Genomic DNA, 24978 nt, shown 5'->3' with positions numbered 1-24978 from the left:
GCCTGTATAGCCTTAATTGGAGAGCGGATTATCAATGAAACTGCGCCGCCGTCTGGGCATTGAATGGGCTGGTGTGGCGATGGCGGCTTCGCTTATTGTCGCCGGTTTGATCCATTGGAATAGCCTCTCCGGTTTTGATCATCTAATCTATGATCAATTGTCGGAATATGACCGGCCAGCAGCATCGCAAGATATTTTGATTATCTCGGTCGATGAGGACAGTCTGGAAAATTTCGGCAAATGGCCATGGCCGCGCAGTCGCCATGCCGAATTGCTGGATATATTGGCTCAGGCAGAACCAAAGGCCGTTGCCTTTGATATATTGTTAAGCGAACCCGGCGATCCGCAAGAGGATATTGCTTTTGCCAATGCTGCGGCCAAAAATGAAAATCTGTTTTTACCGGTGCATTTTGTTTTTCCTGGCCGGAACGGCGCAGCATTTTATATCAAGAAACCTATCGCGCCATTTGAAGAGGCCGCCAGCGGTGTCGGACATGTAAACCTGTTATTTGACCGCGACGCTGTGGTGCGCCGGACCGCACTTTGTTTTGGTAGAGACACAGATAAAACAGGTAATCAGGCTAAGTCCCCGGGCCATTGGACGCATTTGATGGAACAGGTCTACCGCAGTGTGAGTGGCCGCACTTCGCAAGCATATGCGCGTCTGGACTATTGCGGTCAGCCGCTACTCATCCCCTATGCAGCCCGAGGTGCATTTTCACAGATTCCTTATGCGGCTGTAGTTAATGGAGAAATTCCCACCGATTTTTTGCGGGATAGGATCATATTGGTTGGTGCTACAGCTCAAGGATTAGGGGATCAGCATTCTGTGCCGCTCGGTGATGGCGGGCCTATGGCGGGCGTAGAAATTATGGCCAATATGCTGGGTGCTATCATGGCGGATAATTTTATCACGCCAGTATCGCAGGGAACCCGGATCATATTGGCATTGATACCAACCTGGGTTTTGCTGATCGGATTTTGGCGATGGCGGCCTCGCACCACGATTTTTATTTCGTTGGGCCTGGTGATGGTAATTTTGACGACGAGTGCAGTGCTATTGTCCTTCCGGATATGGTTCGCGCCTGGTGCTGCGCTGGTCGGTTTGGCACTGGTATATCCGGTCTGGGGCTGGCGAAGGTTGCAGGCGACCAGCGATTTCATGGATAATGAATTGAAAAACTATCGCAGTGATACGCCAGATATTCCGGTCTTGCAGCCATCGCTTGGGCCGGTCGATCTGGTGACGGAACAGGCTGAGGAACTGGCCCATGCGATTAAGCATGTCCGCGACTTGCGCCGTTTCATTTCTGATGCGCTGAACAATTTGCCCGACCCGATGTTCATTACGGATTTGCATGAGAACGTGATATTCGTCAACAAACTCGCCAAAAGCGGTGTCGGGACGCAAGATCTGGCTCTCGATGATATGATGGAGCGTTTTGTTGCACCGGAAAATTTGGATGATGTCAGAGAATATGTGAATCTGAATCATGAAATGCAGGAACATGACTTTGTGAATTTCACATCCCGAAACGGGGAGGTCTATGCATTACGCCGCGCGCGAGTGATGTCGAATAAAGGCGAACTTCGCGGACATATCCATTATCTGGCCGATATTACCGAAGTTGCCAATGCGGCGCAGGAGCGTGAAGAAGTCTTGCAACTTCTCTCCCATGACATGCGATCACCGCAGGCTGCAATATTGGCTTTGCTGGATGGGATGGAAGTGACCGATCAAGTCAAAAGGATAGAATCCCATGCGCGGCGCACTTTGGCGCTGGCCGATAATTTCGTCGGTCTGGCGCAAATTAAATCAAAAGACTTCTCCGGCGAAGCGATATTGCTGTCCGATCTTGTGATTGAAGCCAGCGAAAGCCTGTGGCCGATTGCAAATCAGCGCGGGATTAAAACCACGGTGGATGATCAGTCGGAGGATGCTTTCATCATCGGTGAGCCATCCAGCCTTTACCGCTCGTTTGCCAACCTGATCGACAATGCGATAAAATATTCTCCTGATAATAGTCATATAAATATAGTGCTGCGTAATATCAGCATTGATAATAAGCTGTTTGTTTCGGTGGCTATTACGGATCAGGGCGAGGGTGTCGCCGATGACATGCTGGAACATTTGTTTGACCGTTTCGCCAGCGATGATGCCGGGGCAAAAGGGGCAATCAAGGGGATCGGGCTGGGCCTGAATTTTGTCGCGACGGTTATTGATCGTCACGGCGGCACTATAAGCGCGGAAAATACCCGCGAAGGGGGTGCGCGGTTCACTGTCTTGCTGCCGCTGGCCCCTGAACTTGCAACCGGATAATGAGACTGGATAACCGGGCTATTCAATCCCGCTACGGGTGCGCGTTTTGATATTCATCGGCTTATCAATTTTCCCCAGATCGGACAGGGCAGCATCCACCAGATGGGGTAAAGATTGTTCCAGTGAACCCTTGCAGTGATATTCTGCGGCCGTGCCGGAATAATAAGCCGATCCATCCAAAATATTAACCATGGTGATGGTCAGGCGATGCTCCCTGTCATCACAGGATTGCAAAAGTTTGCGTTTCTTTTTTTCGGCAATCACGTTGAGCTTATCATTTTCACCTGTAGTCATCGCAATGGATGCCGGGCGGTTGGCCAAAGCTATATGAACCCGTATCGGGGCGTCTTCTGTTGCAACAAAGTTTTTACTTTCCAACACGCCGGCAACTATTTTTCGCGCTGTCTGATAGGCAGGGCTATTTTGTTCCGGCCTGGCAGTGAAGCTATATATTTTTTTCGTGGGCAATGCCGGACCGGCCTGTGTTTGAATCCGGGTTTCAATCGGACCAACACAGCCCGAAACAGCGGCGACTATCGGGATCATCAAGACGGCAAAGCAGCGCATAGCTATCCTTCAGGTTCATTAGTGACCGAGCAATCCGATAAGGACCTGATCGGTAAAGTCACGATGTTAGGCGGTCGTCTCGCAATATATAGCCTGTTTTATCACAAAACGGGCAGCGCCTTATTTAGCGGGTCAACGCATAGTAAATGACATAAAGCCAAGAGAAAAAACCATGAATAATCGCCCAGATTATTGACTTATGTGTCGTAAAACTGATGGCTATGGCAAGAGCGCTGCCAAAGCCGACGCCCTTGCTGACAATTTCCTTACGCACATAGGTGGCGCCACGGCTCATCGGTGACGCACCCGTCGGATAATCTTCGGGACGCATTCGCTCTGGCTTAATTTTCTCGGCCATAGGATCAGGCAGCTTCCTTAGATCGCTCGGAAAGTTCGTGGTTGAGCATTTCTGCAAGAAGGAATGCCAGTTCCAGCGATTGCGCTGCGTTTAGACGCGGATCACAATGCGTATGATAACGGTCCCCCAAAGAGGCATCTGTAATCGCTACGCCGCCACCAGTGCATTCCGTCACATTCTGGCCGGTCATTTCACAGTGAATACCGCCAGCAAAAGTGCCTTCTGCGCGGTGGACCGCAAAGAAGCCGCGAACCTCAGCCAATATCCGCTCAAACGGGCGTGTTTTATATCCGCTATCCGCTTTGATCACATTGCCGTGCATCGGGTCACAGGACCATATAACGGGATGACCTTCCTGTTTGACAGCGCGGACCAGCGGCGCAAGCCCGCTTTCGATTTTGTCATGGCCAAAACGGGAGATCAGAGTAATGCGGCCCGCTTCCCGGTTGGGGTTGAGCGTGTCGAGCATTTTAAGCAGATCGTCAGCTTTGAGCGAAGGCCCGCATTTCATACCGATGGGATTGCCAATACCGCGAAGAAACTCGACATGCGCTGAACCTTCAAACCGGGTGCGATCCCCGATCCACAGGAAATGGGCGCTGGTATCATACCATTGGCCGGTCAGGCTGTCCTGCCGTGTCAACGCTTCTTCATACGGAAGCAACAACGCTTCATGGCTGGTATAGAAAGATGTGGTTTTCAATTGCGTTGCGGTGTCCGGATTGATCCCGCACGCTTCCATGAAAGATAGTGCTTCGCTAATCCGGTCGGCCATTTCTTCGAATTTCTTGGCCCAAGGGCTGCGGCTCATGAAATCATGGGTCCAGCCATGGACTTCTTGCAAATTGGCATAGCCGCCGGTGGAAAAGGCCCGCAGCAGGTTGAGCGTTGCCGCTGCCTGATTATAGGCGCGGATCATCCGGTCGGGGTCGGGTTGACGAAGAGATTCATCAAATTCGATGCCGTTGATAATGTCACCGCGATAGCTGGGCATTTCTATGCCATCTTGTGTTTCGGTCGGTGCTGAACGGGGCTTGGCAAATTGCCCGGCCATGCGGCCCAGCTTTACCACCGGCATTTTTGACGCATAGGTTAATACAACCGCCATTTGCAGGATGACCCGAAATGTATCGCGGATATTATTGGGGTGGAATTCGGCAAAACTTTCCGCGCAATCACCGCCTTGCAACAGAAAGGCCCGACCTTGTGCAACTTCGGCAAGATCTTCTTTCAGACTCCGCGCTTCACCGGCAAAGACCAGTGGGGGATATGTACCAAGCAGTTCTTCGGTATCCGCGAGCTTCTTTGCATCGGGATAATCAGGCATTTGCAGCCCTTCAAAATTCCTCCAACCGTTCGGCGTCCAGTTCGTCGCCATTTGTGCACTCCAATATCTTTAGTAGCTGTCAATTCAAATCGGGTGCTCTTAGGCCCGTTTCAAGGGCAAAGGCAAGCAAAAGCACGGCATGGTTGCGTCCGATACCAACCCGCCATGCTGCCGGACGGTCTTTATTTGCTTATCCTCCTGCGGGTTTCACTTTCCAGGTTCCGGAATTGCGATATTCCGGTTTGATCCGGCTATCATCGGGCAAATGCTGTTCGGTAAAGGATTTTTCACTGCTATGGTGCTTGGTTTCCCTGTTGTAGGAGAGGGCTTGATCGCTGCGGGAGGGAGCCGGCAAACCGTGTCTACGCGCATTATCTGCGGCCATGGCTTCTGCTGCGCGGGCTTTAACCGCGGCCTTGCGCCGGCCGGCTTCATAGGCCTTTTCCAGTGCGATGGGATCAAGCGATGGAGCGGACGCCAGATTGTGAACGCGCGGATTGGGGCCGGGCAGGGGTTCACCGCCACGATAGATCTGGTTAAACGCGCTGGCTTTGCCGGCACTGCCTTGCCAACTGTAAAAACGGTGCGCGCCAATCGTTCCCAAGAAACGCAGGCTTTTAGCCCAATAGGGGTGGATTTCGGTTGTGTGATAATGTGTTGCGGTTCCGACCGGCGATATGCTTTTACCTGACAATGCCATAGCCGCGACTTTTTGCGCCCGCTTCCAATGGAAGAGTGACGGCGTGCGGCGCATTGATCCGTCACAAGTATAGGAAAACTGGCATCCGGTCACGCGTTCACTGCCCTGAAATACCACGCCGCAGACGGTAGCGGGGTAGCTGGGATGGCGCACCCGGTTCAGCACAACCTGTGCCACGGCTTGCTGTCCTGCATCGGGTTCCAGCCCGGCTTCATAATATATTGCTGACGTCAGGCATTGCATCGCGCGGCTATTGTCGGTTGCCGACCCTTGAAACACAGCGGGCGCGAGCATGGGAGCCGATGCTGCTTGGGCATTTTCGCTGAAATCTTGTGAAATCGCATAGTCGGGGGCGAGAAAATAAAAAGCGGAACCAGCGAAATTCTCTTCCGGCCGCTCTACTGGCTGTAAAGCGGGATCGCTGGGTACATATTGATGGGCATCAAGGCTTGCCTGCGGCGTGATTATGACTGTGAGCGTCAGGCTAAGAACCAATAGGCAGAGCAAGATCCGCTCGCGTGCATTTAACGCCAGCCCATGTGGCATCCGCCAGCCCGTTATGGATGCTTCACGCTTGATAGTCGTGGCAATCGTCGGTCCATTGCCCCAGGGGGCCGCGTCAAAATAGGGCGCGTCGCGAGAAGGCGTATCGGGTGAGGGCGCGATTACATATCCCGCCGGACCGGGAATGGCGGGGCCACCATTGCCAAGTTTCGGCACATAGGGAGGAGGAACGCGCACTATAATCAAAACCTTGAAAAACGCCCATGCGGGCCCAAAGCCTGAAGAATAGAGTCTATTGGTGTCTATATCGTCAATGAAAAGCAGGGTGTTTCAAGATGGGACGTAGCGCAGGCGGATGTGAACGGCTTAGCACAGTAAATCCGCGGAACAGGCGGCTTATAGACTCAAGTTGCCCTTAAAATGCCCCAGTTAAATCAGGCTGTTTTGTTCATATATAGCTTGGCAAATTCAGTGCGGCAGGTGATTCGCTTCCTGCAAATTGACCAGATGCCGCGTTATAGCATAACCGATTATGCCAAATAACACGCCGCCGACAGCTGGTCCGATCACAATGCCTTCCAATCCGAAAAGCATATCACCAATCCATAGAAACGGTAATATGCCAAGCGTGTTGCGTAGCCAGTTCATAATCATCGACCATTGGGGCCGCTCCAGATTGTTGCAAGTGGCATTGGCGATGAACAATATACCGTTAAAGAAGAATAAGGGCGCAAGAAAAGCTGCAAACAGCCAGAACACATCGCGGCCCTCTCCCTCCAGATTGAACAGATCGCTGATCGGGCCGTTCAACAGCATCAGCACCGGCCAGATTATCAGGGTATAACCAAGGGCAAAGCCCATCGACTGTTTGATCGTCAACCGGATACGATCAAATTGCAGCGCACCGAAATTTTGTCCGATAATCGGCCCGACTGCACCGGAGAGCGAGAAAAGCAGGCAAAATGCAACTGGCACCACCCGGCCCATGACTGCAAATCCGGCAATAACCTCGTCCGGATAGCTGGCGATGTAGCGATAGGTAATGAACCCGCCGACCGGCGTGGCAACATTGGTCAGTATCGCCGGGAGCAGGATCGCAATAATAGGTTTCAGGTCTTCCCGGAAAAGAAGCGAAGAAAATACCTGAAAACCGCCATAATGTCTGATGATCGGAACAACGGCCAATATGGATGAAACAATCGCGGCGCATGCCGTGGCGATGGCCGCGCCGTTAATGCCAAGGCCAAAGCCGAAGATGAAAATCGGATCGAGTATAGCATTGGCGATGCCCATGCTTAACGTCACGATCATCGCGCGCCGCGCCGCGCCGTGCGCCCGCAAAAAACCGGAGCAGACCATGGCCGTCACGCTGAACGGCATGAATGGAGCAACAATGCGGATATAGCCGGTGGCAGCGGCTTTCGCTGTTCCGCTGGCTCCGGCAAGATCGAGTATCTGCGGCGCAAAGATAAAAAATATAACCGCCAGCGGAACGATCAACAGCATGCTGAGCGCCAATATATTGGTGAGATAGCGGCGGGCATAGGCGCTATCGCCCTGGCCAATTTTGCGCGCTGCCAATGCGCTTGCCGCGATCATCAGGCCGATATTAAATGCGGTTCCGAAAAACAGGATGGTAGAGGCAAAGCCCATTGCGGCCGTGAGTGCATTATCGCCCAATTGCGCGATATAGAGCAGGTCGACAAAATCGACGATAAACATCGTCAGCAGGCCGATGCTGGCTGTCAATGTCATGACCGTAATATGGCGCATCGGACTGCCGGTCAGAAATATAGCGGGCTGGCTGGCGATAATATTATCCTGAAAAAGAAAGGTCCGGAATAATCGGGCTTGGACTAAATTACACTATAGCGTTTTGCTATCAGCTTAAATCCCCTCTATGCTAAAACAAAAAGGTGGGGGAGCAATTATGTTCATGCGGTTTAATTTTCTGCTTGTTGCAGCGACGATGGTTTCGGCCTGCGCGGTGAGCGGCGATGAGCAGGAAAATGATAGACGTGATACGACGGAACAAGGCTATTTCGAACGCAAGAATGTCGCGCCCGACCCCGCTGAAAATGAACAGGCTCCGCGAAAGCCGGAACATGCTTATGCGCGAACCGCGCTGGATTGTATCAACAAGCAATATCCGAACAAGATCAGCCATGTCATGTCCAGTGCCAATGATGTGCAAGAGCCAGTGCAACTGACGCCGGTTTTCTATGGCTGTTTTGATTGGCACAGCGCTGTGCATGGTCATTGGCTCCTGACACGTCTGTGGGGCAATGGTTCTGTGCCCGAAATGGATGAGGAGATCGCGGCGGCTTTATCCTCCAATTTTACCAAAGAGAAAATCGCCGGTGAACTGGCCTATTTCAATGGCAATGACCGCGCTTCGTTCGAACGGCCTTACGGCCTTGCGTGGTTTTTGCAATTGACTGCGGAATTAAGGGAAATCGCAGCGGGGGAGGGGCCAAAAGCGGATCAGGCCCGGCAATGGCTTGATACTCTCGTGCCGCTGGAATCGGTGATTACAAACCGGATTAAATCATGGATACCCAAGCTCGCCTATCCCATCCGCTTGGGCACGCATAATCAGTCTGCTTTTGCTTTCGGGCTGTTTCTTGATTGGGCACGCACGAGCGGTGACGGGCAAATGGAACAGCTTGTCACCGAGAAAACTTTGGACTTCCACCGCGATGACCGCAATTGTCCGATCGCCTATGAACCTTCGGGGGAGGATTTCCTCTCTCCCTGTTTAATGGAAGCGGACCTGATGCGACGGGTGCTGCCCGAGGGTGAGTTTGCCGACTGGTTAAGCCGGTTTCTGCCCAATATCCCGCAGGATGGTAGCGAGGACTGGCTGTCGGTCGGTATTGTCAATGATCCCAGTGATGGCAAGCTGGTCCATCTGGATGGTGTAAATCTGTCGCGTGCATGGGCTTTGGAAGGAATCGCAACGGCTTTGCCCGGCGGCGATAAACGTAAAGCGGCGTTGCTCGCTTCGGCAAAACTGCATGGCGAGGCTGGTGAACAATCGGTCCGTACGCCCCATTATGCCGGTAGCCATTGGCTAGCCAGCTTTGCGACATATTGGCGAACCGAACGTGGTCTGACCCGCCCGGAAACGGCAATCGGCAAGGCCGGGGCAAATTCAGGGCCTGCCACACCAGATAGCGCGTTGCCGGAATAAGTATATGGCATCGCGTTTCATTCCGCACCCTGATAACCTGACCCCGCAAGTTTCACCTTTTTGGCATCACTTGTTTCCGGTCAATATAGACCTTGCGCTAAAGAGCATATTTGGCGTCTGGGCCGCTTATCTGCTCGTTAATATATTGCGTGCAGCGATGTGGGGCGCGCCGGATCACAGCCATCCGTTTGTGGATTATATCGTCACTGCCGCAATTTCCGTTTCGGTGACATGGCTTCTTTATCGCTTGCTGGTCCAGGTGGAGCAACGCACCGCATTTGCGGTCTTTATTCTGGTGGTTCCTACCGTCTTTCTGGCTCTGGCGACTGTTTATCTGACCAATTTTATATTGGGTTACCCCCGGTCAATAATGGAGAATATCAGCGCAGTGCATCATATTCCGCTGGATCAGGCGCTTTCGCATTTCTTTGATACGGCCTTTGTTCATTATCTTATATTTCTTGGCTGGGGCGGCATTTATCTGGCCATGGCCAATAACCGTAGCCGACAGATAGCATTGGTCCATAGCCGCAATCTGGAACGCTTGACCCGCGAAAGCGAGATGCGCGCGCTGCGCTATCAGCTTAACCCCCATTTTCTCTTTAACGCGCTAAACTCTGTCAGCTCTTTGATCATCGACAAGAAAAATGATCCGGCGGAGCGTCTGGTCGATGCGATCTCCGATTATATGCGATCTGTGTTAAATGATGACAAAGAGGATATGATTAGCGTCGAGCAAGAGATTGCCCAGCAAATCCGCTATCTAGAAATCGAGCAGGTCCGTTTTCCCTGCCGCCTTAGGTTCACTGTGGATATCGACCAAGATGTTAGAGACTGGAAAATACCCGCGCTTATTCTTCAGCCGCTGATCGAAAATGCGGTCAAGCACGGAGTGGCGCAATCATCTGTGCCGGTTCGTATCGCTATCAAAGCAATTAGAGATGCAGATCGCCTGAAATTGGTAGTTACAAATGACGGGCGTGTGCAGATGAGCGGTTCAAAAGTAAAAGGGACCGGAACGGGGCTGGCCAATATACGGGAACGATTGGCGGCTATCTATGGCCCGGCGGCGGGTTTGTTTACCGGAAACGGTCCGGATGAAACAGTGAGTGCGACCATAATTATTCCCGATGAACAACAGATTTTCGGGGATTATTGGCTATGAAGCAGGATTATAAACTCGACATATTGATTGTTGATGATGAACCTTTGGCGCTTCGCCGGATGAAAGCGTTATGCAGCCGGATGGATAATATTAACCGGATTGATGTTGCCAATGAAGGGCAACAAGCACTGGACCTTCTGGCGCAGCAATGCCCGGATGTGGTTTTGCTCGATATTGATATGCCGGACATATCGGGCATGAAAATAGCATATCGCTGTAAGAACTCCGACCAATGTCTGGGAAAAAATCCGGAGATTATTTTTACCACTGCACACAGCCGCTATGCGGTTGAAGCCTTTCGTATTGATGCGACGGATTATTTGCTGAAACCTGTGAAAGAAGCGTTGTTAAAAGAGGCTCTCGACAGGGTTTTACAGCATAAACGGCGAGAGCAAATCAATCAGCCAAAAGCCAGCCAGCCATTGACCAATGACCATTGGCTATGGGTGCAGGACGGAAATGCCGCTGTCCAGATACGCAGCGCGGATATCGGCTGGATTATCGCTGAACGCGATTATATGCGCCTGTGCCTGCCAGACCGCACATATCTGGTGCACGAGCCAATGCGGTCTTTGCTTGAGCGGCTTCCCCCGGATTTATTTGTCCGGATCCACCGTTCTGCTGCGGTGCGCCGGGACTTTTTGCGCGACATCCGGCGAAAGGGACGACGCAAATATATCGTGGTTGAAAATAATATCGAACTGACCATCGGGCCAAGCCATCTTGAAGCCGTCATGCGCGCGACCAACCGTTAGGGCGACAGCTTTTCTATCGCCCTAACCTTATTTTAAGCTGGCGGAGTTGGTTTGTCCGATTTGGTGACAGAATAGCGCGGTGCCGGGGCGGGCTGTAGTTGACCACCGACATCGACAAAGGTTTCCCGCTCGACATTATGAGGATGCTGTTTTGCCTCGCTCAATGACAGGACAGGTGCGAAACAAATATCCGTTCCCTCCATCAGCTCGCACCATTGATCGCGGGATTTGGTCAGGAACAGGGCCGTCAGCTTTTCTTTCAGCGGCTTCCAGGATTTCGGGTTCATCTGCGAATCGAAATCCGCATCATCCTCCAAGCCGGCTACTTTGCGTAGCTGCGCGTAAAATTGCGGTTCGATTGAGCCGAGCGAGATATATTTGCCATCCGAAGTTTCATAGGTGTCATAAAAATGCGCTCCGGTATCGAGCAGGTTGACACCGCGTTCATCGCGCCATTGGCCGATATTATGAAAATCGAATATCATGGCCATCAAAGCGGCTGATCCGTCGGTCATCGCACAATCGACAACCTGACCTTCTCCGCCGGTTTTGGCGTGTAGCAATGCCGATACCATGCCCAGCGCCAGCATCATACCGCCTCCGCCAAAGTCGCCAACCATATTGATCGGCGGTGTCGGTTTTTGGCCCTCGCGGCCAAAGCCGTGGAGCGCACCTGAAATAGAGATATAATTGATGTCATGACCAGCGGCATGAGCCAGCGGCCCATATTGGCCCCAGCCGGTCATCCGGCCAAAAACCAGCTTTGGATTATCTTTCAACAGGACCTCCGGGCCAAGGCCAAGCCGTTCCATAACGCCGGGGCGAAAGCCTTCGATCAAACCGTCGGCTTGCTTGACCAGATCACGCGCTTGCTGAATCCCCGCTTCGGTTTTCAAGTCCACTTCCACCAGTTTGCGGGAGCGTGAGAGAGCAAGGCGACTATCGGGCGCCCCGCCGGGACGGTGCAGAACAGTGACATTTGCGCCTTGATCCGCGAGCATCATGCCGCAAAATGGCCCTGGACCAATGCCTGCAAATTCGACGATGTTAATTCCTGCCAGTGGTCCGGCCATATCCTACTCCTGTTTAATCAAATGATTAAACGTCCTATGCAGGCGGTGGATTCTAATCAAGCAGATTTATGGCTGTTTTATCGCGAACGGGGGCTTTTACGCAGCGGTGAGCGTTTGCCATCAGCGGGCTTCAGGTAACGGGGCGGTTCATATTTTGACTGGCTCACAGGTTTACGCACAAGTTTTGGGTCAATCATATGGTCGAAAGCGATCCCAAGGCGGCCTTGGGCAACCCATGCAACCTTGCCAGTGATACGGCCGATATTACGTAATTCCAGTTCCACCTTGTCGCCGCGTTTGGCAACTACCGGCGCTTCGGCCATCAGGCCACCGGCCGAAAGATTCCGGATGCGGACTTCGCCGCAATCATCGCCCTCTACAAAGCGCAAAGTTGCGTGCAGGAAGAGGCTGTCCCGTTCGAGCTCGCGCTTGGGCATACCGCTAGTCTGGTTGTTCTTGCCCAAGTTTTCGTCAAATGGTTCTCTCATCTATTGCCCTGCGACCTATTTACAACCTGTGTTACAATATCTTTTCCTGAAGCTGTTAATAGCAGTAAAAGGATGGAAAATTCGTTAAGATTTTACGCAGAAATAGATAGGGATACACGGCTGGAAACGGAGTTATTTCCCGGTCATACCGCGTAAAGCCACCCAGATCCGTGAGAGGGTGAGGGGCAGTTGCACAGGGGGCGGTTTATACAGCCCCGTTATTGATCGCGGGAGATTTTCTCGTTGCGCTCATGGGCTTCCTGTGCCTCGACGCTCATTGTTGCGATCGGACGGGCGACCAGACGTTCCAGCGATATGGGTTCGCCAGTTACCTGACAATAGCCATATTCCCCTTCTTCGATCCGGCGCAGCGCTGCATCTATTTTCGATGTCAGTTTGCGCTGCCGGTCGCGGGTCCGCAGTTCCAGACCCCAGTCACTTTCGCTAGAGGCGCGAACATTGAGGTCGGCCTCCTGGATTGGCCCGTCTTGTAAATGAGCCAATGTTTCCTTCGACTCTTCAATAATATCGCGCTTCCACTGTTGCAGAGCGCGCTGGAAATAGGCCAGCTGCCGTTCATTCATAAATTCTTCGTCGGCACTAGGATGATAGTCATCTTCAAGCACAATTTCGCTAATAGGACCGCCCTCTGTAGCGGATGGTTTTTTCGCTGAGGTCGCCAACTCTACTCTCCAACAACTTACCCAACCCGTGGGTGGGCGTATGAACGACTATGGAGCGGCCCTATAAACTCGGCTTTCGTGATACACAAGATACAAACGAATGTTGCTGTATGATTCCTGTCATTCAATCGCCTTATCATCGATTCGGTGTCGGTAAAAATACGGCTGAATATCCTCGTTTTTTCCGGCTATGTTAAAGACATGCACAATAAACGGTATCAATTCGGGACATTAACTCTGCTTTGAAAGAGTTGTGATGAATCAATTGCGTAATTTCTTCTAAAACAGAGTTAATTTCATTGTGATTGCTGCATTTATATGCGCTTTTGGGATCTGACGGAACGCCTGAGTGCGAGTCAACTTGATGACGGGCTTAACCGTTCCAGAAGCAAAAGAGAGTGAGCAACATGTCGGTAAAAATGGCTTTGGCAAAATTATGTGCGTGCACCTGTGGCGGCGCATTAATTGGAGGTGGAGCAGTGCACATCTCCGAAGCACCGGCAGCGCCATATATTAAAAAAATCGACAAGAAAAAGAAGCTGCGTACCCGAGTCGTGAAACGCGCTGCGCCGCGTAAGGTAAAACGCATACGTCGAACGGTGACAACAGCGCCTTCTTGTGCGCCTACGGTGATAAAAGTTGCACAAGCTCCGGTTCCGCTTCCACCGCCCTATATGCCGCCGCCTGTATCGGATGTTCCCGTATTGCAAAGTAGCAGCGGTTCCGTTCCGGTGGTCATAGGCGGTAGCAGCGGCGGTGGCTTTGGTGGCGGATTCTTTGGCGGGTTTTTCGGTGGCGGATCAACCGGCGGATCGGTTGTTATTTCCTCCACCAGCAGCGGTTCGACGAGCACATCTTCAGGCGGCAGCTCCACCAGCGGCGGCTCGACCAGCACTTCGACCGGCGGTGTTTCCACCAGCGGCGGTTCGACCAGTACCTCGACCGGCGGTGTCTCTACCAGCACGTCTACCGGCGGTGTCTCTACCAGCACATCGACCGGAGGCAGCAGTTCATCCAGTTCATCGAGCAGTTCCAGCTCGTCCAGCTCGTCCAGCTCGTCCAGTTCATCAAGCTCAAGCGGCAATGATACATCGACAGGGAGCAGCGGATCGTCAGGAAGCTCCGGCTCATCAAGCAGTTCCAGCTCATCGACCTCATCCGGGGCGAGCAGCACGTCATCGAGCTTTGGCGGCAATAGCACCTCCAGTTCAAGTTCATCTTCGTCATCATCGTCCAGCTCCAGTTCGAGTTCCAGCGGTGGCTCAAATGGTGGTTCCAACGGTGGCACACCGGTCCCGGCACCGCCTGTGATCTTGCTCTTTGGCGCAGCAGCAGCGGCTCTCTTTGCCCGCAGCCGCATGGCAAAATCGCAAATACGCGAAGGGTGACTGCATCTGTAAAAACCGCGAAACGTCGGCATTCAAAGTCAAACCATAGGGTCAAAGCATACGATTGAGGCTTGAATGAAAGCGGTCTGCTCGGCATAGGCTTGTCGCATGCATGATCTAAGATATATCAGGGAAAACGCGGCCGCTTTTGATGCCGCACTGGCGCGGCGCGGCGCGGAGCCGGTGGCAGCAGCCATATTGGCGCTGGACGAGCAAAACCGCAGCATCACGACCCGCCTGCAAGAAGGACAGGCGCGGCGCAATGAAGCATCCAAAGCCATTGGCAAGGCCAAAGGGCAGGGCGATGAAGAGGCCGCACAAGCCTTGATGGCAGAAGTGTCGGCGCTCAAAAGCAGCCTGCCAGCGTTGGAAGAACAGGCACGCGACGTTTCTGGAAAATTGCGCGACATTCTTGCCGCGTTGCCCAACCTGCCTGACGCCGATGTTCCGCAAGGCGAGGATGAAGATGATAATGTCGAGCTGGAGCGCTGGGGCACGCCGCGCAGTTTTGACTTCAAACCGCGTGAGCATAGCGATATCGGTCCTCCGCTGGGTCTGGATTTTGAAACGGCGGCGGATATGTCTGGTGCGCGCTTTGCGTTCCTGCGAGGCCAAATGGCGCGGCTCCAACGCGCTATTGGTCAATATATGCTCGACCAGCAAACAATAGAAAACGGCTTTCAGGAATGTGCGCCGCCGCTTCTTGTGCGTGACGAGGCCGTATTTGGCACGGGGCAGCTTCCGAAATTTTCCCAAGACCTGTTCCAGACCACCGATGGCCGCTGGCTCATCCCGACCGCAGAGGTCAGCCTGACGAATAGCGTGCGGGAACAGATATTGGACGAAGCGCAATTGCCGGTCCGCTTGACCGCGCTCACCCCCTGTTTCCGCAGTGAGGCCGGTGCAGCGGGCAAGGATACCAAAGGTCTGATCCGCCAGCACCAGTTTGAAAAGGTCGAGATGGTGGCCATTGCCCATCCCGATCACAGCGATGCCGAACATCTCCGGATGACCGAGGCGGCGGAATCAATCCTCAAGGCGTTGGAGCTGCCCTATCGCAAAATGCTGCTCTGCACCGGTGATATGGGCGCAACCGCGCGCAAGACCTATGATCTGGAAGTATGGCTACCGGGGCAGGATGCGTACCGTGAGATTTCGAGCATTTCCAACTGCGGCGATTATCAGGCGCGGCGCATGAACGCCCGTTTCCGCAGCGAGGGCGAGAGCAAGGGCACACAATTTGTCCATACGCTCAATGGCTCGGGCCTCGCCGTGGGCCGGACTTTGGTTGCGGTGCTTGAAAATTATCAACAGGATGATGGTTCTGTCATAATTCCGGAAGTGTTAAAGCCTTATATGGGCGGAATTGAACGGTTGGCGGTTGTCCCTGAAACATCTTCGCAGGAGTGACGAAGAAAAAGGAAATATCATGCGTATATTGCTAACCAACGACGATGGATTTGACGCTCCGGGCATGAAAATATTGCTTGATATAGCGCAGCATTTTTCCAATGATATCTGGATTGTCGCGCCCTCCGATGAAAATTCCGGAGCCGGACATTCCTTGACTCTCACTCGCCCATTGCGGATTCGCAAGCGCGGGGACCAGCAATATTCGGTAGATGGCACCCCGACGGACAGTGTGATGATGGCGGTGGCAAAAATCATGAAGGATAATCCGCCCGACCTTATCCTGTCCGGGGTCAACCGCGGAGCCAATCTGGGTGAGGATGTGACCTATTCGGGCACTGTTTCAGCCGCTATGGAAGGTGCGCTGGCCGGTGTGCCGTCGATTGCGCTTAGCCAGAGCTATGCACGCGGAGAGATGGGCGATGACGTGCCGTTTGAAGCAGCCCTGCAATGGGGGGAGCGCGTGCTGCGCCCGTTAATAAAACAGAGCATGGATCACCGGACGCTGGTAAATATCAATTTCCCCGCGCTTCCGGCGAGTGAAGTCAAAGGCATCCGTATCGCCTCGCAAGGGATCCGTGATTATGGCCGGCTACAGATTATCAGCAACCGCGATCCGCGCGGATTTGAATATCACTGGTTCGGCCTTGGCCCCATGGTCGAAACACCGGCGCATAGCACCGATCTTGAAGCGATAGCCGACGGTTATGTCTCTATTACGCCGCTGCATCTTGACCTTACGCATTATGAATCGATGGACAAGCTGAACAAGCTCTATGAAAAATAGGCGTGTTTAGCCCTTTCGACCGACAAGTTACATCTTACGCGTGGACAAAGGGCGAAAGCCGATGATAGGCTGGCAATGGTCTATAACAGGGGCTATATACTGGAACCGCAAGTGTATATTGAAATTGGCACCGATAAAAAGCCCGTAAACCCCGCCACAATTTTTACGAAGCGGATCTGATCGCATTATGGCCCGACGCGGTTCCCGAAATATTTCCGACTATCTGACGCTGCGCCGTCGTCCGGGTCTGCCGATCTGGATAGACATTGCGTGGCGGGTTTTGTTCGTCCTGGGGCTGATTTCTGCTGCGGTTGCGGTACACTGGTTTGACCGCAACGGCTTGCAGGACAGCTATGACGGCGATGTCAGTTTTTACGACGTCATATATTTTACCATGATATCCATTACGACCACCGGATATGGCGATATCACTCCGGTGACAGAGCGGGCCAGATTGTTCGATGCCTTGCTTGTGACACCTATTCGCATTTTTGTTGTGCTTATATTTGTTGGCACAGCCTATAATTTTGTATTCAAAAGAACCTGGGACAAATGGCGCATGAAAATTATCCAGAGTAATTTGCACAACCATATCGTGATTGCCGGCTTCGGCACCAGCGGTAAGGAAGCCGTGCATGAATTAATCGCGCGCGGAACCAGCCCTGAAGAAATTGTCGTGGTTGATCCTTCTGATGATGCCTTGTCGGAGGCTGAAAAACTTGGCTGCGCCGTGATAAATGGTGATGCCACGCGCGACGGCGTATTGATGGATGTCAAAATATCGCGTGCCCGTTCGATGATTGTTTCGGCTGGCCGCGATGATACCAGCATATTGATCGTTCTGACCGCCCGTCATCTCGCCTATCATCTACCGATCAGCGTTTCGGTCCGTGCGGCGGATAATGAAATGCTGGCACGGCAGGCGGGAGCAACAACAGTGATTAACCCGGTAAGTTTTGCCGGATTATTGCTAGCGGGCAGTTGTGAGGGCGCGAAAATCTCCGATTATCTTAGTGATCTGGCTTCGGCAACTGGCCGGGTAAAGCTGGTGCAGCGATCTGTCACCGAAGAGGAAGTCGGTCTGTCGATGCAGGATATTGCCAAAGACGGGCTGGGCGTCCGCATATACCGCGATAATAATATGTATGGTTTTTGGGAGGAGGAAGCGAAGAATCTGGAAGCCGGTGATATTATCGTAGAGATTATGCCGGGCACGGTTGAGGAGGGTAAGAAAGCAAAAGAAGATTAAGCCATATTGGCCAGTTTTCCTGCTCCGTGGAACCTTACGACCTTTCAGGTGTAGTTTCAGGGATAGGAGAATAGAACATGGCGAAAATATTCGAGTTTCTTAAAAAAGATCACGACAAGCACCGCGAATTACTTAAAAAAATTGAAAATACTGAAGGCGATAGCGCTGACCGGCGTGAATTATTCACGGAGTTCCGCGAAGAAGTGACCGCGCACGCCAATGCAGAGGAACAATCCCTCTACGCAGAAATGCTGTCCCGGCCAGAGTTACAGGCAGATGGCCGCCATTCTGTAGCCGAGCATAAAGAAGTGGATGACCTGTTGGCCGAGCTGGCCGACATGGATATGTCTTCTCCCGGCTGGCTTCAGAAATTCAAGAAACTGCGTCATGATTATGAACATCATATCGACGAGGAAGAACAAGATATGTTCCCTGCCGCAGATGAAGAGTTTGCCGCAAAATGCGAAGAACGCCTCGGCGACCTATATGCCGACCGCTATCCGGAGGAACTGGAAAGTGCACAACAAGGCATCGAACATGATGACCGGGAATAGGTTGGTGTTCGGCCTTTACATCGCAGCATAACCCCGTCAGTCCCGACGGGAATGACGGGGTTGCCCGTTTTCCAACAACGCTTTCCTACACGCCTTGTTTCATGGTATTTTATGCCTGTTTTTCCTGTTTCATGCAGGATGACTGCAACGAAGATTTGCTTGTGAGACGGGTGTGAATTGTGTGAACTTTGGAGGCAAGCTGCGCCGGGACGGCAAAGCCACAGGATATGCCAAAAGGGTGTGTGAAATGTGTGAACTTTGGAAAAAACCTATGCCGCAGCTACAGCCCGAAAGGATTGTTTGATATGTATAAGCGGCGTAAGATTTTTGAGTAGTTACAATGATTTAGATGGGGTTTAGCTGGGGTTTAGCTCAGCCACGCATGAACCAGTCCCATGGCGATATAGAATAATAACCAATATCCTGCGTCGATAAAGAATAGCGTCTTGCTCTTTCTTGAGAACAGATAATTGGTGCCGATGGCGGGAATGATGAAGGTCAGGGCGATGCCGGTCGACATCATCATTTTTACATGGAAGGGCGGCTGGCCAAGGCGGAAGAATAAATGCGCGAGCATGGCAGAGGAGACCAGCGAGAGAATAAAAGCACCGCCATAGATCAGGGCCATGTTGCCGCTATTGACTTCATCTTCGCTCAGACCAACAGCGCCCAACCATTTTTTGCCCATGACAGGACCATACCAGATGCCACCGACCAGAAACCCGCATAGCGCAGCCAAAACAATAGCGAGCCAGTTCACCTCAAGAATATCCATTTCGTCCTCCCCGATTGTAACTATCGGCTTTTATACCTAAATTACCGATAATGCCAGCAACGCTGCTCAAGCAAAGGATTTGCCCGGCTAATATCTATGCAGACGGGGCGTGACTCACAGGAGAATAGGTCGTAAAGGCGCGCAATATGGCAACAGCAATATCCTCCCCGCCCAAAGTCGGCATGGTGTCCCTTGGTTGTCCCAAGGCGCTGGTCGATAGTGAACGTATTTTGACGCAGCTCCGCTCTGACGGCTATCAGATGTCGGGCGACTATGCGGGGGCGGATGTCGTGCTGGTCAACACCTGCGGATTTCTCGACAGTGCCAAGGAAGAATCACTGGAAGCTATTGGCGAGGCAATGGCCGAAAATGGCCGGGTGATTGTCACAGGCTGCATGGGCAATGAAGCCGATGCGATCCGCGCACGCTTTCCCGGCATTTTGGCCGTCACCGGGGCGCATCAATATGAAGATGTGGTGAGCGCAGTCCATGAAGCAGCACCGGCTGCGCGGGGTGCGTTTGTTGATCTTGTGCCGGATGCGGGGCTAAAGCTCACGCCGCGGCATTACAGCTATTTGAAGATTTCCGAAGGGTGCAACCACCGTTGTTCCTTTTGCATTATCCCGTCCTTGCGCGGTGATCTGGTATCGCGGCGACCCGATGCAATCCTGCGCGAAGCGGAAAAACTCGTCGCCAACGGGACGAAGGAACTGCTGGTCATCAGTCAGGATACCTCGGCTTATGGTGTTGATATTAAACATCAACCCCGCGAGTGGCGCGGCAAAGAGGTTCGGGCGCATATGACCGATCTGGCCGCAGCGCTGGGCGAATTGGGTGTCTGGACCCGGCTTCATTATGTCTATCCCTATCCGCATGTGGACAAGGTTATCCCGCTGATGGCAGAAGGCAAGATCACGCCTTATCTCGACATTCCATTTCAGCATGCCGCACCCAATGTGCTCAAACGCATGAAACGGCCCGCGAATGAAGCGAAGGTATTGCAGCGGGTGAAAAGCTGGCGTGATATTTGCCCCGATCTAACCATCCGCTCGACCTTCGTGGTCGGCTTCCCCGGCGAGACAGAGGAAGATTTCCAGTATCTGCTCGACTGGTTAGAAGAAGCCCAGCTTGACCGGGTTGGCGGTTTCCGCTTTGAGCCGGTCGAAGGTGCCGCCGCCAATGCTCTTGACGGCGGTGTGCCCGAGGAAGTCAAAGAAGATCGCTATCGCCGGTTTATGGAGAAAACCGCCGCGATCAGCGCTGCGAAACTGCAAGCCAAAATTGGCCGGACATTGCCGGTAATCATTGATGAAATTGGCGTCCCTGATGAAGATGGCGACATTGGTGCCACAGCGCGGTCGCAAGCCGATGCGCCAGAGATTGATGGCAATATGTTCTTGCGGAATATAAGCGCTGATCTTGCGATAGGGGACATTATCGAAGCGGTTGTCGAAGATGCCGACGCGCATGATCTTTATGGGGTGCCTGTCTCGACCCGATAACAGTGAATATAGTCATTATATATCAGGAAAAAGGGCTTTTTAACTAATAATGGCCGATTTATGCTAAAAATACAGAATAAGCTCTAGTATTATTTAACCATAAACCTGCACATCTCGGAAATCTATTTAATATATGGAAGCCGGCATGGATAAAATGACCCAGAAGCTATCTTCGGCACGCCAGGCGAGCATGATGTCGGCAGCAGAGGTATTGCTGGCCTGTATGGTAACAGCAATTGCCTATCTCACGCTATTTGGCATTGATGAAAAATTCTGGAATGTGATGATTTTAGCGTTGATCGTACCATGGATCATATGTTTTCCGGCCAATCTCTATGGCACGACACAGCGTCAGCGATTAATGGAAGTGGCGGACAAGCTCAAAGCCTCACACCATAGGCTTCAACAAGATAATAAGGATTTGCAACGCCGGGCAAATATTGATGGGCATACGGGGCTGATTAACCGGGAGCATTTTCTGGCGCTCTTTAATGAGCGATGTAAGCAATCTGCGAATAACGTCCTGCTGATCGTCGATGCGGATCATTTTAAATCTATTAACGACAGCTATGGCCATCCGGTGGGCGACAAGGCGTTGACGCTGATATCCTCTGTATTAAAAAAGGTCATGCGGAAAAATGATCTGGTTGGCCGTATTGGTGGTGAGGAATTTGGCGTATTGTTGCCTGATACATGCGAAGCCGAAGGCGAGGTTATTGCCGAGATGGTTCGCCACGAGATTGCAGGTATAATGTTTGAGCCGCGAGCAGGTGTTTACCATCGCCTGACCGTGAGTATTGGCATAGCCGGTGTGCCGCCATCTAAAGAGCGTGCCTTGTCGATGCGTAACGCCGATAGCGCGTTGTTCGAGGCCAAGCGCCGTGGTCGCAACCGATGTGTGCTCTACTCTCCCGGTATGCGCGAAAAGCCGCGCCCTTTTTATGAAGCTAATCATATGCAAAATACATTCGCCCTGCGCGCCTGAACCAAGTTCAGTAATTCCGAGACCGGATCTACAGATTAGCAATGACGGGCGCTGCCTCCACTGCTAGTGCATTCTGCCATGACCGATAAAGATTCCAACAACGCCGCACCGTCCGTTAATAGTGCCAGTGAGCAAAAGCACCTCTATCTGGTTGATGGTTCGGCCTATATTTTCAGAGCTTACCACCGTCTGCCTCCGTTAACGAATCTTCATAATGAACCAGTAGGTGCGGTATATGGTTATACGACTATGCTGTGGAAGCTTGCCGATGAACTGCACAAAGCCGATGGACCGACCCATTTGGCAGTAGTTCTCGACAAATCATCGAAAAGCTTCCGAAACGATCTGTACAGTGAATATAAGGCGCATCGCCCTGAACCACCGGAGGACCTGCGCCCGCAATTTCCGATGATCCGCGATGCCACACGGGCCTTTTCGCTTCCGCTTGTCGAAGAAGATAATGTCGAGGCGGACGACATGATCGCCAGCTATACTAAAGCGGCGCTCGAGAAAGGCTGGAAGGTTACCATTGTATCATCGGACAAGGATCTGATGCAGTTAATTGAACCGACAGATAATAGCCGGGTCGATATGTTGGATACGATGAAAAATGTCCGCATGGGCAAGGCGACAGTCGAAGAGAAATTTGGTGTCGGCCCGGAAAAACTCGGTGATGTTCTGGGTTTGATGGGTGATAGTGCGGATAATATTCCCGGCGTGCCTGGTATCGGACCGAAAACCGCGTCCAAACTGATCAACGAATATGGCGACATAGAAAGCGTGCTTGCTGCTGCGCCTGATATGAAAAAATCCAAGATGAAGGAAAATCTTCTTGCGAATATCGAGCAAGCGCGTCTTTCGCGGCTGCTGGTATCTTTGAAAGATGATTGCCCGCTACCCTATACGCTCGACAGCTTTGCCTTGCAGGATATACCCGATGCGCCGTTGCGGGATTTTCTGACCCATCATGGTTTTAATTCCTTACTCAAAAAACTGGGGGGTGGCCAAGCAGAGCCGCAAAATCCGGATGTTGATAAGGCAGGATATGATGTATCCTTGGTCAAGCCCATTGAAGCGCCAGCGATTGACCGCAACGAATATGAATGTGTGCAAAACCTGGCAGACCTCGATCAATGGATAGACCAGGCGCGTAAAGCCGGAGTTTTTGCAATTGATGTTGAGACAGATAGTCTGGAAAGCGTATCTGCGCGCGTCGTCGGAATATGTATGGCGACTGGTCCTAACAAAGCCTGTTACATACCGCTTGGACATGGGAACGGCGATATGTTTGCCGAATCGCCTCAACAGATATCCCTTGAGGACGCTCTGGCACGGCTAAAGCCGCTCTTGGAAGATGAGGCTGTACTGAAAGTAGGGCAGAATCTGAAATATGACCTAACTGTTCTTGCTCAACATGATGTTCGCATTTCACCGTTTGACGACACTCTAGTAATGAGTTTCAATCTTGATGCGGGGTTGCATGGTCATGGCATGGACGAATTGGCCAAACTGCATCTTGATCATGAATGCATCAGTTTTAAATCGCTGACCGGCACTGGTAAGAAAGCGATAAGCTTTGCTGAAGTGCCACTCGAAAAGGCAACCGAATATGCTGGTGAGGATGCGGATGTCACATTGCGCCTTTGGGAGGTGCTGCGCCTGCGTATGGCTTCGGAACGTGCAACGCGTATTTATCAAATGGTTGATCGTCCGTTAGTTCCGGTGATTGCCAAGATGGAAGAAACGGGTGTGCTGGTCGATCGTGAAGAACTGGCAAGGCTATCGCAAAGCTTTACCGCTGGTATGGCGAAACTAGAGACACAAATCCATGATCTGGCTGGTGAAAGTTTTTCGATTGGTAGCCCCAAGCAGCTTGGCGAAATCCTGTTTGGAAAACTTGGCCTAAAGGGCGGGAAAAAAGGCAAGAGCGGGCAATATTCAACCGATGTCACGGTGCTTGAGCGGCTAGCTGATGGGGGCGAGCCGATTGCACAGAAAGTCGTGGACTGGCGGCAATTATCAAAGCTGAAATCCACTTATACTGACGTCCTTCAGCGGCAGATTAATGAGAAGACTGGACGTGTGCATACCAGCTATTCGCTTAGCGGAGCGCAGACCGGGCGATTGTCTTCTACTGAACCAAATCTGCAGAATATTCCGATACGGACCGATATTGGCCGACAGATTCGGCAGGCCTTTGTCGCTGCGCCGGGCAATGTCATATTAGCTGCGGACTATAGCCAGATCGAGCTGCGGCTTGCTGCTCATATGGCTGATGTCGATACGCTGAAGGCTGCCTTTGACGCTGGTGAGGATATTCATAATCGTACGGCACAGGAGCTATTCGGGGCAGTTGATCGAGAAACACGGGCGCGCGCAAAAACGATCAATTTCGCGATCCTTTATGGCATCTCTCGATGGGGGCTGGCAAAACGGCTAGAGGTTGATGCGGATGACGCCCAGGAAATGATCGACACTTATTTTGAGCGTTTCCCCGGCATCAATCGTTATATTTCACGGACGCTACAATCCGCGCGAGAGAAAGGCTTTACCGAAACATTATTTGGTCGGAAAACCCATTTTGAGCGTCTGAAATCATCTAATCAGGCAGAACGTCAAGGAAGCGAGCGTGCCGCGATAAACGCGCCGATTCAAGGAACCTGTGCCGACATCATCAAACGTGCCATGGTCCGCATGGGACCGGCATTGACTGAGGCCGGGCTGAATGATGTAAAAATGCTGATGCAGGTCCATGACGAACTTGTTTTCGAGCTTCCGGAAAAAGATGTCGATGCGGCCTCCGGCGTAATCCGCAAGGTGATGAGTGGCGCTGCCGAACCGGCGATAAAATTGTCAGTGCCACTGGATGTCGATATCGGAACTGGCAAGACCTGGGACGAAGCACATTAATGGTGCGTAGATAGCTTTGTCTATCCCCAATAGTATCTCAAAAATGTGAATAATGCTTCTGCATTATGGATATGACACGTTCGACCAACAGGTCTGTTGTTAGCTTGTTAAACTTATAGCCAAAAGCCGTAGCACGCTCGGCAAGCTAAGAATTGCCCTTATATCACAGTAGCTCTTTTGATTTGCTCAAATGAACTCTGGCAAGATTGACCATTTCGCGTGATCTGTGCACTTAGCGCATAAATATCCGAATTATAGTATAATAAACGCTAGAAATAGATGAAA

General features: G+C 52.1%; 21 protein-coding genes. 11 read left to right on the top strand and 10 right to left on the bottom strand.

Features of this window, described 5'->3' with window-relative positions; all coding sequences use genetic code 11:
- Positions 1-34 precede the first annotated feature (34 nt).
- Complete coding sequence (locus tag AB1K62_RS06550; RefSeq protein WP_367002291.1) at positions 35-2320, top strand: CHASE2 domain-containing protein; 2286 nt, start codon at positions 35-37, stop codon at positions 2318-2320.
- Between the two features lie 18 nt (positions 2321-2338).
- Here the strand turns inward: AB1K62_RS06550 and AB1K62_RS06545 are convergent, their stop codons facing one another.
- From AB1K62_RS06545 to AB1K62_RS06525, 5 genes are all read right to left on the bottom strand, one after another.
- Positions 2339-2887 (bottom strand): hypothetical protein, encoded by a 549-nt coding sequence (locus AB1K62_RS06545; protein ID WP_367002289.1) that lies wholly within the window; start codon positions 2885-2887, stop codon positions 2339-2341.
- Between the two features lie 124 nt (positions 2888-3011).
- On the bottom strand, positions 3012-3245 hold the full coding sequence (locus tag AB1K62_RS06540; RefSeq protein ID WP_367002815.1) for a hypothetical protein: 234 nt from the start codon (positions 3243-3245) through the stop codon (positions 3012-3014).
- A gap of 4 nt (positions 3246-3249) precedes the next feature.
- Positions 3250-4623, bottom strand: coding sequence for a class II 3-deoxy-7-phosphoheptulonate synthase (locus AB1K62_RS06535; protein WP_367002287.1), 1374 nt, complete (start codon positions 4621-4623; stop codon positions 3250-3252).
- 139 nt (positions 4624-4762) lie between these two features.
- Positions 4763-6013 (bottom strand): cell wall hydrolase, encoded by a 1251-nt coding sequence (locus tag AB1K62_RS06530; RefSeq protein ID WP_367002285.1) that lies wholly within the window; start codon positions 6011-6013, stop codon positions 4763-4765.
- A gap of 231 nt (positions 6014-6244) precedes the next feature.
- Positions 6245-7549 (bottom strand): MATE family efflux transporter, encoded by a 1305-nt coding sequence (locus tag AB1K62_RS06525; RefSeq protein ID WP_367002283.1) that lies wholly within the window; start codon positions 7547-7549, stop codon positions 6245-6247.
- Positions 7550-7712: 163 nt separating this feature from the next.
- On the opposite strand from AB1K62_RS06525, the gene AB1K62_RS06520 reads away from it, so the two are divergent.
- The 3 genes from AB1K62_RS06520 to AB1K62_RS06510 are packed head-to-tail and all read left to right on the top strand — an operon-like array spanning position 7713 to position 10889.
- Positions 7713-8969, top strand: a complete 1257-nt coding sequence (locus AB1K62_RS06520; RefSeq protein ID WP_367002282.1) for a DUF2891 domain-containing protein — start codon at positions 7713-7715, stop codon at positions 8967-8969.
- Between the two features lie 4 nt (positions 8970-8973).
- A complete protein-coding gene (locus AB1K62_RS06515; RefSeq protein ID WP_367002281.1) occupies positions 8974-10134 on the top strand; it encodes a histidine kinase in 1161 nt (386 codons plus the stop codon).
- The gene (locus AB1K62_RS06510) at positions 10131-10889 is read left to right on the top strand and encodes a LytTR family DNA-binding domain-containing protein (RefSeq protein ID WP_367002279.1); all 759 of its coding nucleotides are present in this window, start codon (positions 10131-10133) and stop codon (positions 10887-10889) included. Before AB1K62_RS06515 ends, AB1K62_RS06510 begins: the two co-directional genes overlap by 4 nt.
- A gap of 32 nt (positions 10890-10921) precedes the next feature.
- On the opposite strand, the gene AB1K62_RS06505 is transcribed toward AB1K62_RS06510, so the two are convergent.
- From AB1K62_RS06505 to AB1K62_RS06490, 4 genes are all read right to left on the bottom strand, one after another.
- A complete protein-coding gene (locus AB1K62_RS06505; RefSeq protein ID WP_367002278.1) occupies positions 10922-11962 on the bottom strand; it encodes a CaiB/BaiF CoA-transferase family protein in 1041 nt (346 codons plus the stop codon).
- 77 nt (positions 11963-12039) lie between these two features.
- The gene (locus AB1K62_RS06500) at positions 12040-12450 is read right to left on the bottom strand and encodes a PilZ domain-containing protein (RefSeq protein WP_367002277.1); all 411 of its coding nucleotides are present in this window, start codon (positions 12448-12450) and stop codon (positions 12040-12042) included.
- A gap of 218 nt (positions 12451-12668) precedes the next feature.
- Positions 12669-13088: an RNA polymerase-binding protein DksA gene (gene dksA / locus AB1K62_RS06495; protein WP_367002786.1), complete on the bottom strand. Its 420-nt coding sequence runs from the start codon at positions 13086-13088 to the stop codon at positions 12669-12671.
- A gap of 715 nt (positions 13089-13803) precedes the next feature.
- The gene (locus AB1K62_RS06490; RefSeq protein ID WP_367002275.1) at positions 13804-14553 is read right to left on the bottom strand and encodes a hypothetical protein; all 750 of its coding nucleotides are present in this window, start codon (positions 14551-14553) and stop codon (positions 13804-13806) included.
- A gap of 76 nt (positions 14554-14629) precedes the next feature.
- Here AB1K62_RS06490 and serS point away from each other — a divergent pair, with 76 nt between their 5' ends.
- The 4 genes from serS (at position 14630) to AB1K62_RS06470 (ending at position 18521) form a co-directional block, all read left to right on the top strand.
- Positions 14630-15931, top strand: a complete 1302-nt coding sequence (serS, locus tag AB1K62_RS06485) for a serine--tRNA ligase (RefSeq protein WP_367002273.1) — start codon at positions 14630-14632, stop codon at positions 15929-15931.
- A 19-nt stretch (positions 15932-15950) separates the two neighbouring features.
- Positions 15951-16718: a 5'/3'-nucleotidase SurE gene (surE, locus tag AB1K62_RS06480; protein ID WP_367002271.1), complete on the top strand. Its 768-nt coding sequence runs from the start codon at positions 15951-15953 to the stop codon at positions 16716-16718.
- 187 nt (positions 16719-16905) lie between these two features.
- Positions 16906-17967 (top strand): potassium channel family protein, encoded by a 1062-nt coding sequence (locus AB1K62_RS06475; protein ID WP_367002270.1) that lies wholly within the window; start codon positions 16906-16908, stop codon positions 17965-17967.
- A 77-nt stretch (positions 17968-18044) separates the two neighbouring features.
- Positions 18045-18521, top strand: a complete 477-nt coding sequence (locus AB1K62_RS06470; RefSeq protein WP_367002268.1) for a hemerythrin domain-containing protein — start codon at positions 18045-18047, stop codon at positions 18519-18521.
- A 367-nt stretch (positions 18522-18888) separates the two neighbouring features.
- Here AB1K62_RS06470 and AB1K62_RS06465 read toward each other — a convergent pair whose 3' ends face one another.
- Positions 18889-19296: a DUF1761 domain-containing protein gene (locus AB1K62_RS06465; RefSeq protein WP_367002267.1), complete on the bottom strand. Its 408-nt coding sequence runs from the start codon at positions 19294-19296 to the stop codon at positions 18889-18891.
- A gap of 146 nt (positions 19297-19442) precedes the next feature.
- Between AB1K62_RS06465 and rimO the strand changes: the two genes are divergently transcribed.
- The 3 genes from rimO (at position 19443) to polA (ending at position 24693) form a co-directional block, all read left to right on the top strand.
- Entirely contained in the window at positions 19443-20798 is a 1356-nt protein-coding gene (gene rimO, locus AB1K62_RS06460; RefSeq protein WP_367002265.1) for a 30S ribosomal protein S12 methylthiotransferase RimO, read from the top strand.
- Between the two features lie 145 nt (positions 20799-20943).
- Complete coding sequence (locus AB1K62_RS06455; protein ID WP_367002263.1) at positions 20944-21783, top strand: GGDEF domain-containing protein; 840 nt, start codon at positions 20944-20946, stop codon at positions 21781-21783.
- A 78-nt stretch (positions 21784-21861) separates the two neighbouring features.
- Positions 21862-24693, top strand: a complete 2832-nt coding sequence (gene polA / locus AB1K62_RS06450; RefSeq protein WP_367002262.1) for a DNA polymerase I — start codon at positions 21862-21864, stop codon at positions 24691-24693.
- Positions 24694-24978 lie beyond the last annotated feature (285 nt).

Origin of the sequence: Parasphingorhabdus sp. JC815 (assembly GCF_040717415.1) — a bacterium.
Classification (GTDB): Bacteria; Pseudomonadota; Alphaproteobacteria; order Sphingomonadales; family Sphingomonadaceae; genus Parasphingorhabdus.
Note: the sequence above shows the minus strand (reverse complement) of the source record. Positions and strands in the feature narration are given on the sequence as shown.

What these genes read in the sequence shown, in the direction of transcription:
- AB1K62_RS06465 (WP_367002267.1), bottom strand. Translation starts at nt 19,296, where the DNA reads ATGGATATTCTTGAGGTGAACTGGCTCGCTATTGTTTTGGCTGCGCTA.
- AB1K62_RS06510 (WP_367002279.1), top strand. Translation starts at nt 10,131, where the DNA reads ATGAAGCAGGATTATAAACTCGACATATTGATTGTTGATGATGAACCT.
- AB1K62_RS06470 (WP_367002268.1), top strand. Translation starts at nt 18,045, where the DNA reads ATGGCGAAAATATTCGAGTTTCTTAAAAAAGATCACGACAAGCACCGC.
- AB1K62_RS06515 (WP_367002281.1), top strand. Translation starts at nt 8,974, where the DNA reads ATGGCATCGCGTTTCATTCCGCACCCTGATAACCTGACCCCGCAAGTT.
- AB1K62_RS06505 (WP_367002278.1), bottom strand. Translation starts at nt 11,962, where the DNA reads ATGGCCGGACCACTGGCAGGAATTAACATCGTCGAATTTGCAGGCATT.
- surE (WP_367002271.1), top strand. Translation starts at nt 15,951, where the DNA reads ATGCGTATATTGCTAACCAACGACGATGGATTTGACGCTCCGGGCATG.
- serS (WP_367002273.1), top strand. Translation starts at nt 14,630, where the DNA reads ATGCATGATCTAAGATATATCAGGGAAAACGCGGCCGCTTTTGATGCC.
- rimO (WP_367002265.1), top strand. Translation starts at nt 19,443, where the DNA reads ATGGCAACAGCAATATCCTCCCCGCCCAAAGTCGGCATGGTGTCCCTT.
- AB1K62_RS06490 (WP_367002275.1), bottom strand. Translation starts at nt 14,553, where the DNA reads ATGCCGACGTTTCGCGGTTTTTACAGATGCAGTCACCCTTCGCGTATT.
- AB1K62_RS06455 (WP_367002263.1), top strand. Translation starts at nt 20,944, where the DNA reads ATGGATAAAATGACCCAGAAGCTATCTTCGGCACGCCAGGCGAGCATG.
- polA (WP_367002262.1), top strand. Translation starts at nt 21,862, where the DNA reads ATGACCGATAAAGATTCCAACAACGCCGCACCGTCCGTTAATAGTGCC.
- AB1K62_RS06535 (WP_367002287.1), bottom strand. Translation starts at nt 4,623, where the DNA reads ATGGCGACGAACTGGACGCCGAACGGTTGGAGGAATTTTGAAGGGCTG.
- AB1K62_RS06550 (WP_367002291.1), top strand. Translation starts at nt 35, where the DNA reads ATGAAACTGCGCCGCCGTCTGGGCATTGAATGGGCTGGTGTGGCGATG.
- AB1K62_RS06545 (WP_367002289.1), bottom strand. Translation starts at nt 2,887, where the DNA reads ATGCGCTGCTTTGCCGTCTTGATGATCCCGATAGTCGCCGCTGTTTCG.
- AB1K62_RS06525 (WP_367002283.1), bottom strand. Translation starts at nt 7,549, where the DNA reads ATGCGCCATATTACGGTCATGACATTGACAGCCAGCATCGGCCTGCTG.
- AB1K62_RS06520 (WP_367002282.1), top strand. Translation starts at nt 7,713, where the DNA reads ATGCGGTTTAATTTTCTGCTTGTTGCAGCGACGATGGTTTCGGCCTGC.
- AB1K62_RS06475 (WP_367002270.1), top strand. Translation starts at nt 16,906, where the DNA reads ATGGCCCGACGCGGTTCCCGAAATATTTCCGACTATCTGACGCTGCGC.
- AB1K62_RS06500 (WP_367002277.1), bottom strand. Translation starts at nt 12,450, where the DNA reads ATGAGAGAACCATTTGACGAAAACTTGGGCAAGAACAACCAGACTAGC.
- AB1K62_RS06540 (WP_367002815.1), bottom strand. Translation starts at nt 3,245, where the DNA reads ATGGCCGAGAAAATTAAGCCAGAGCGAATGCGTCCCGAAGATTATCCG.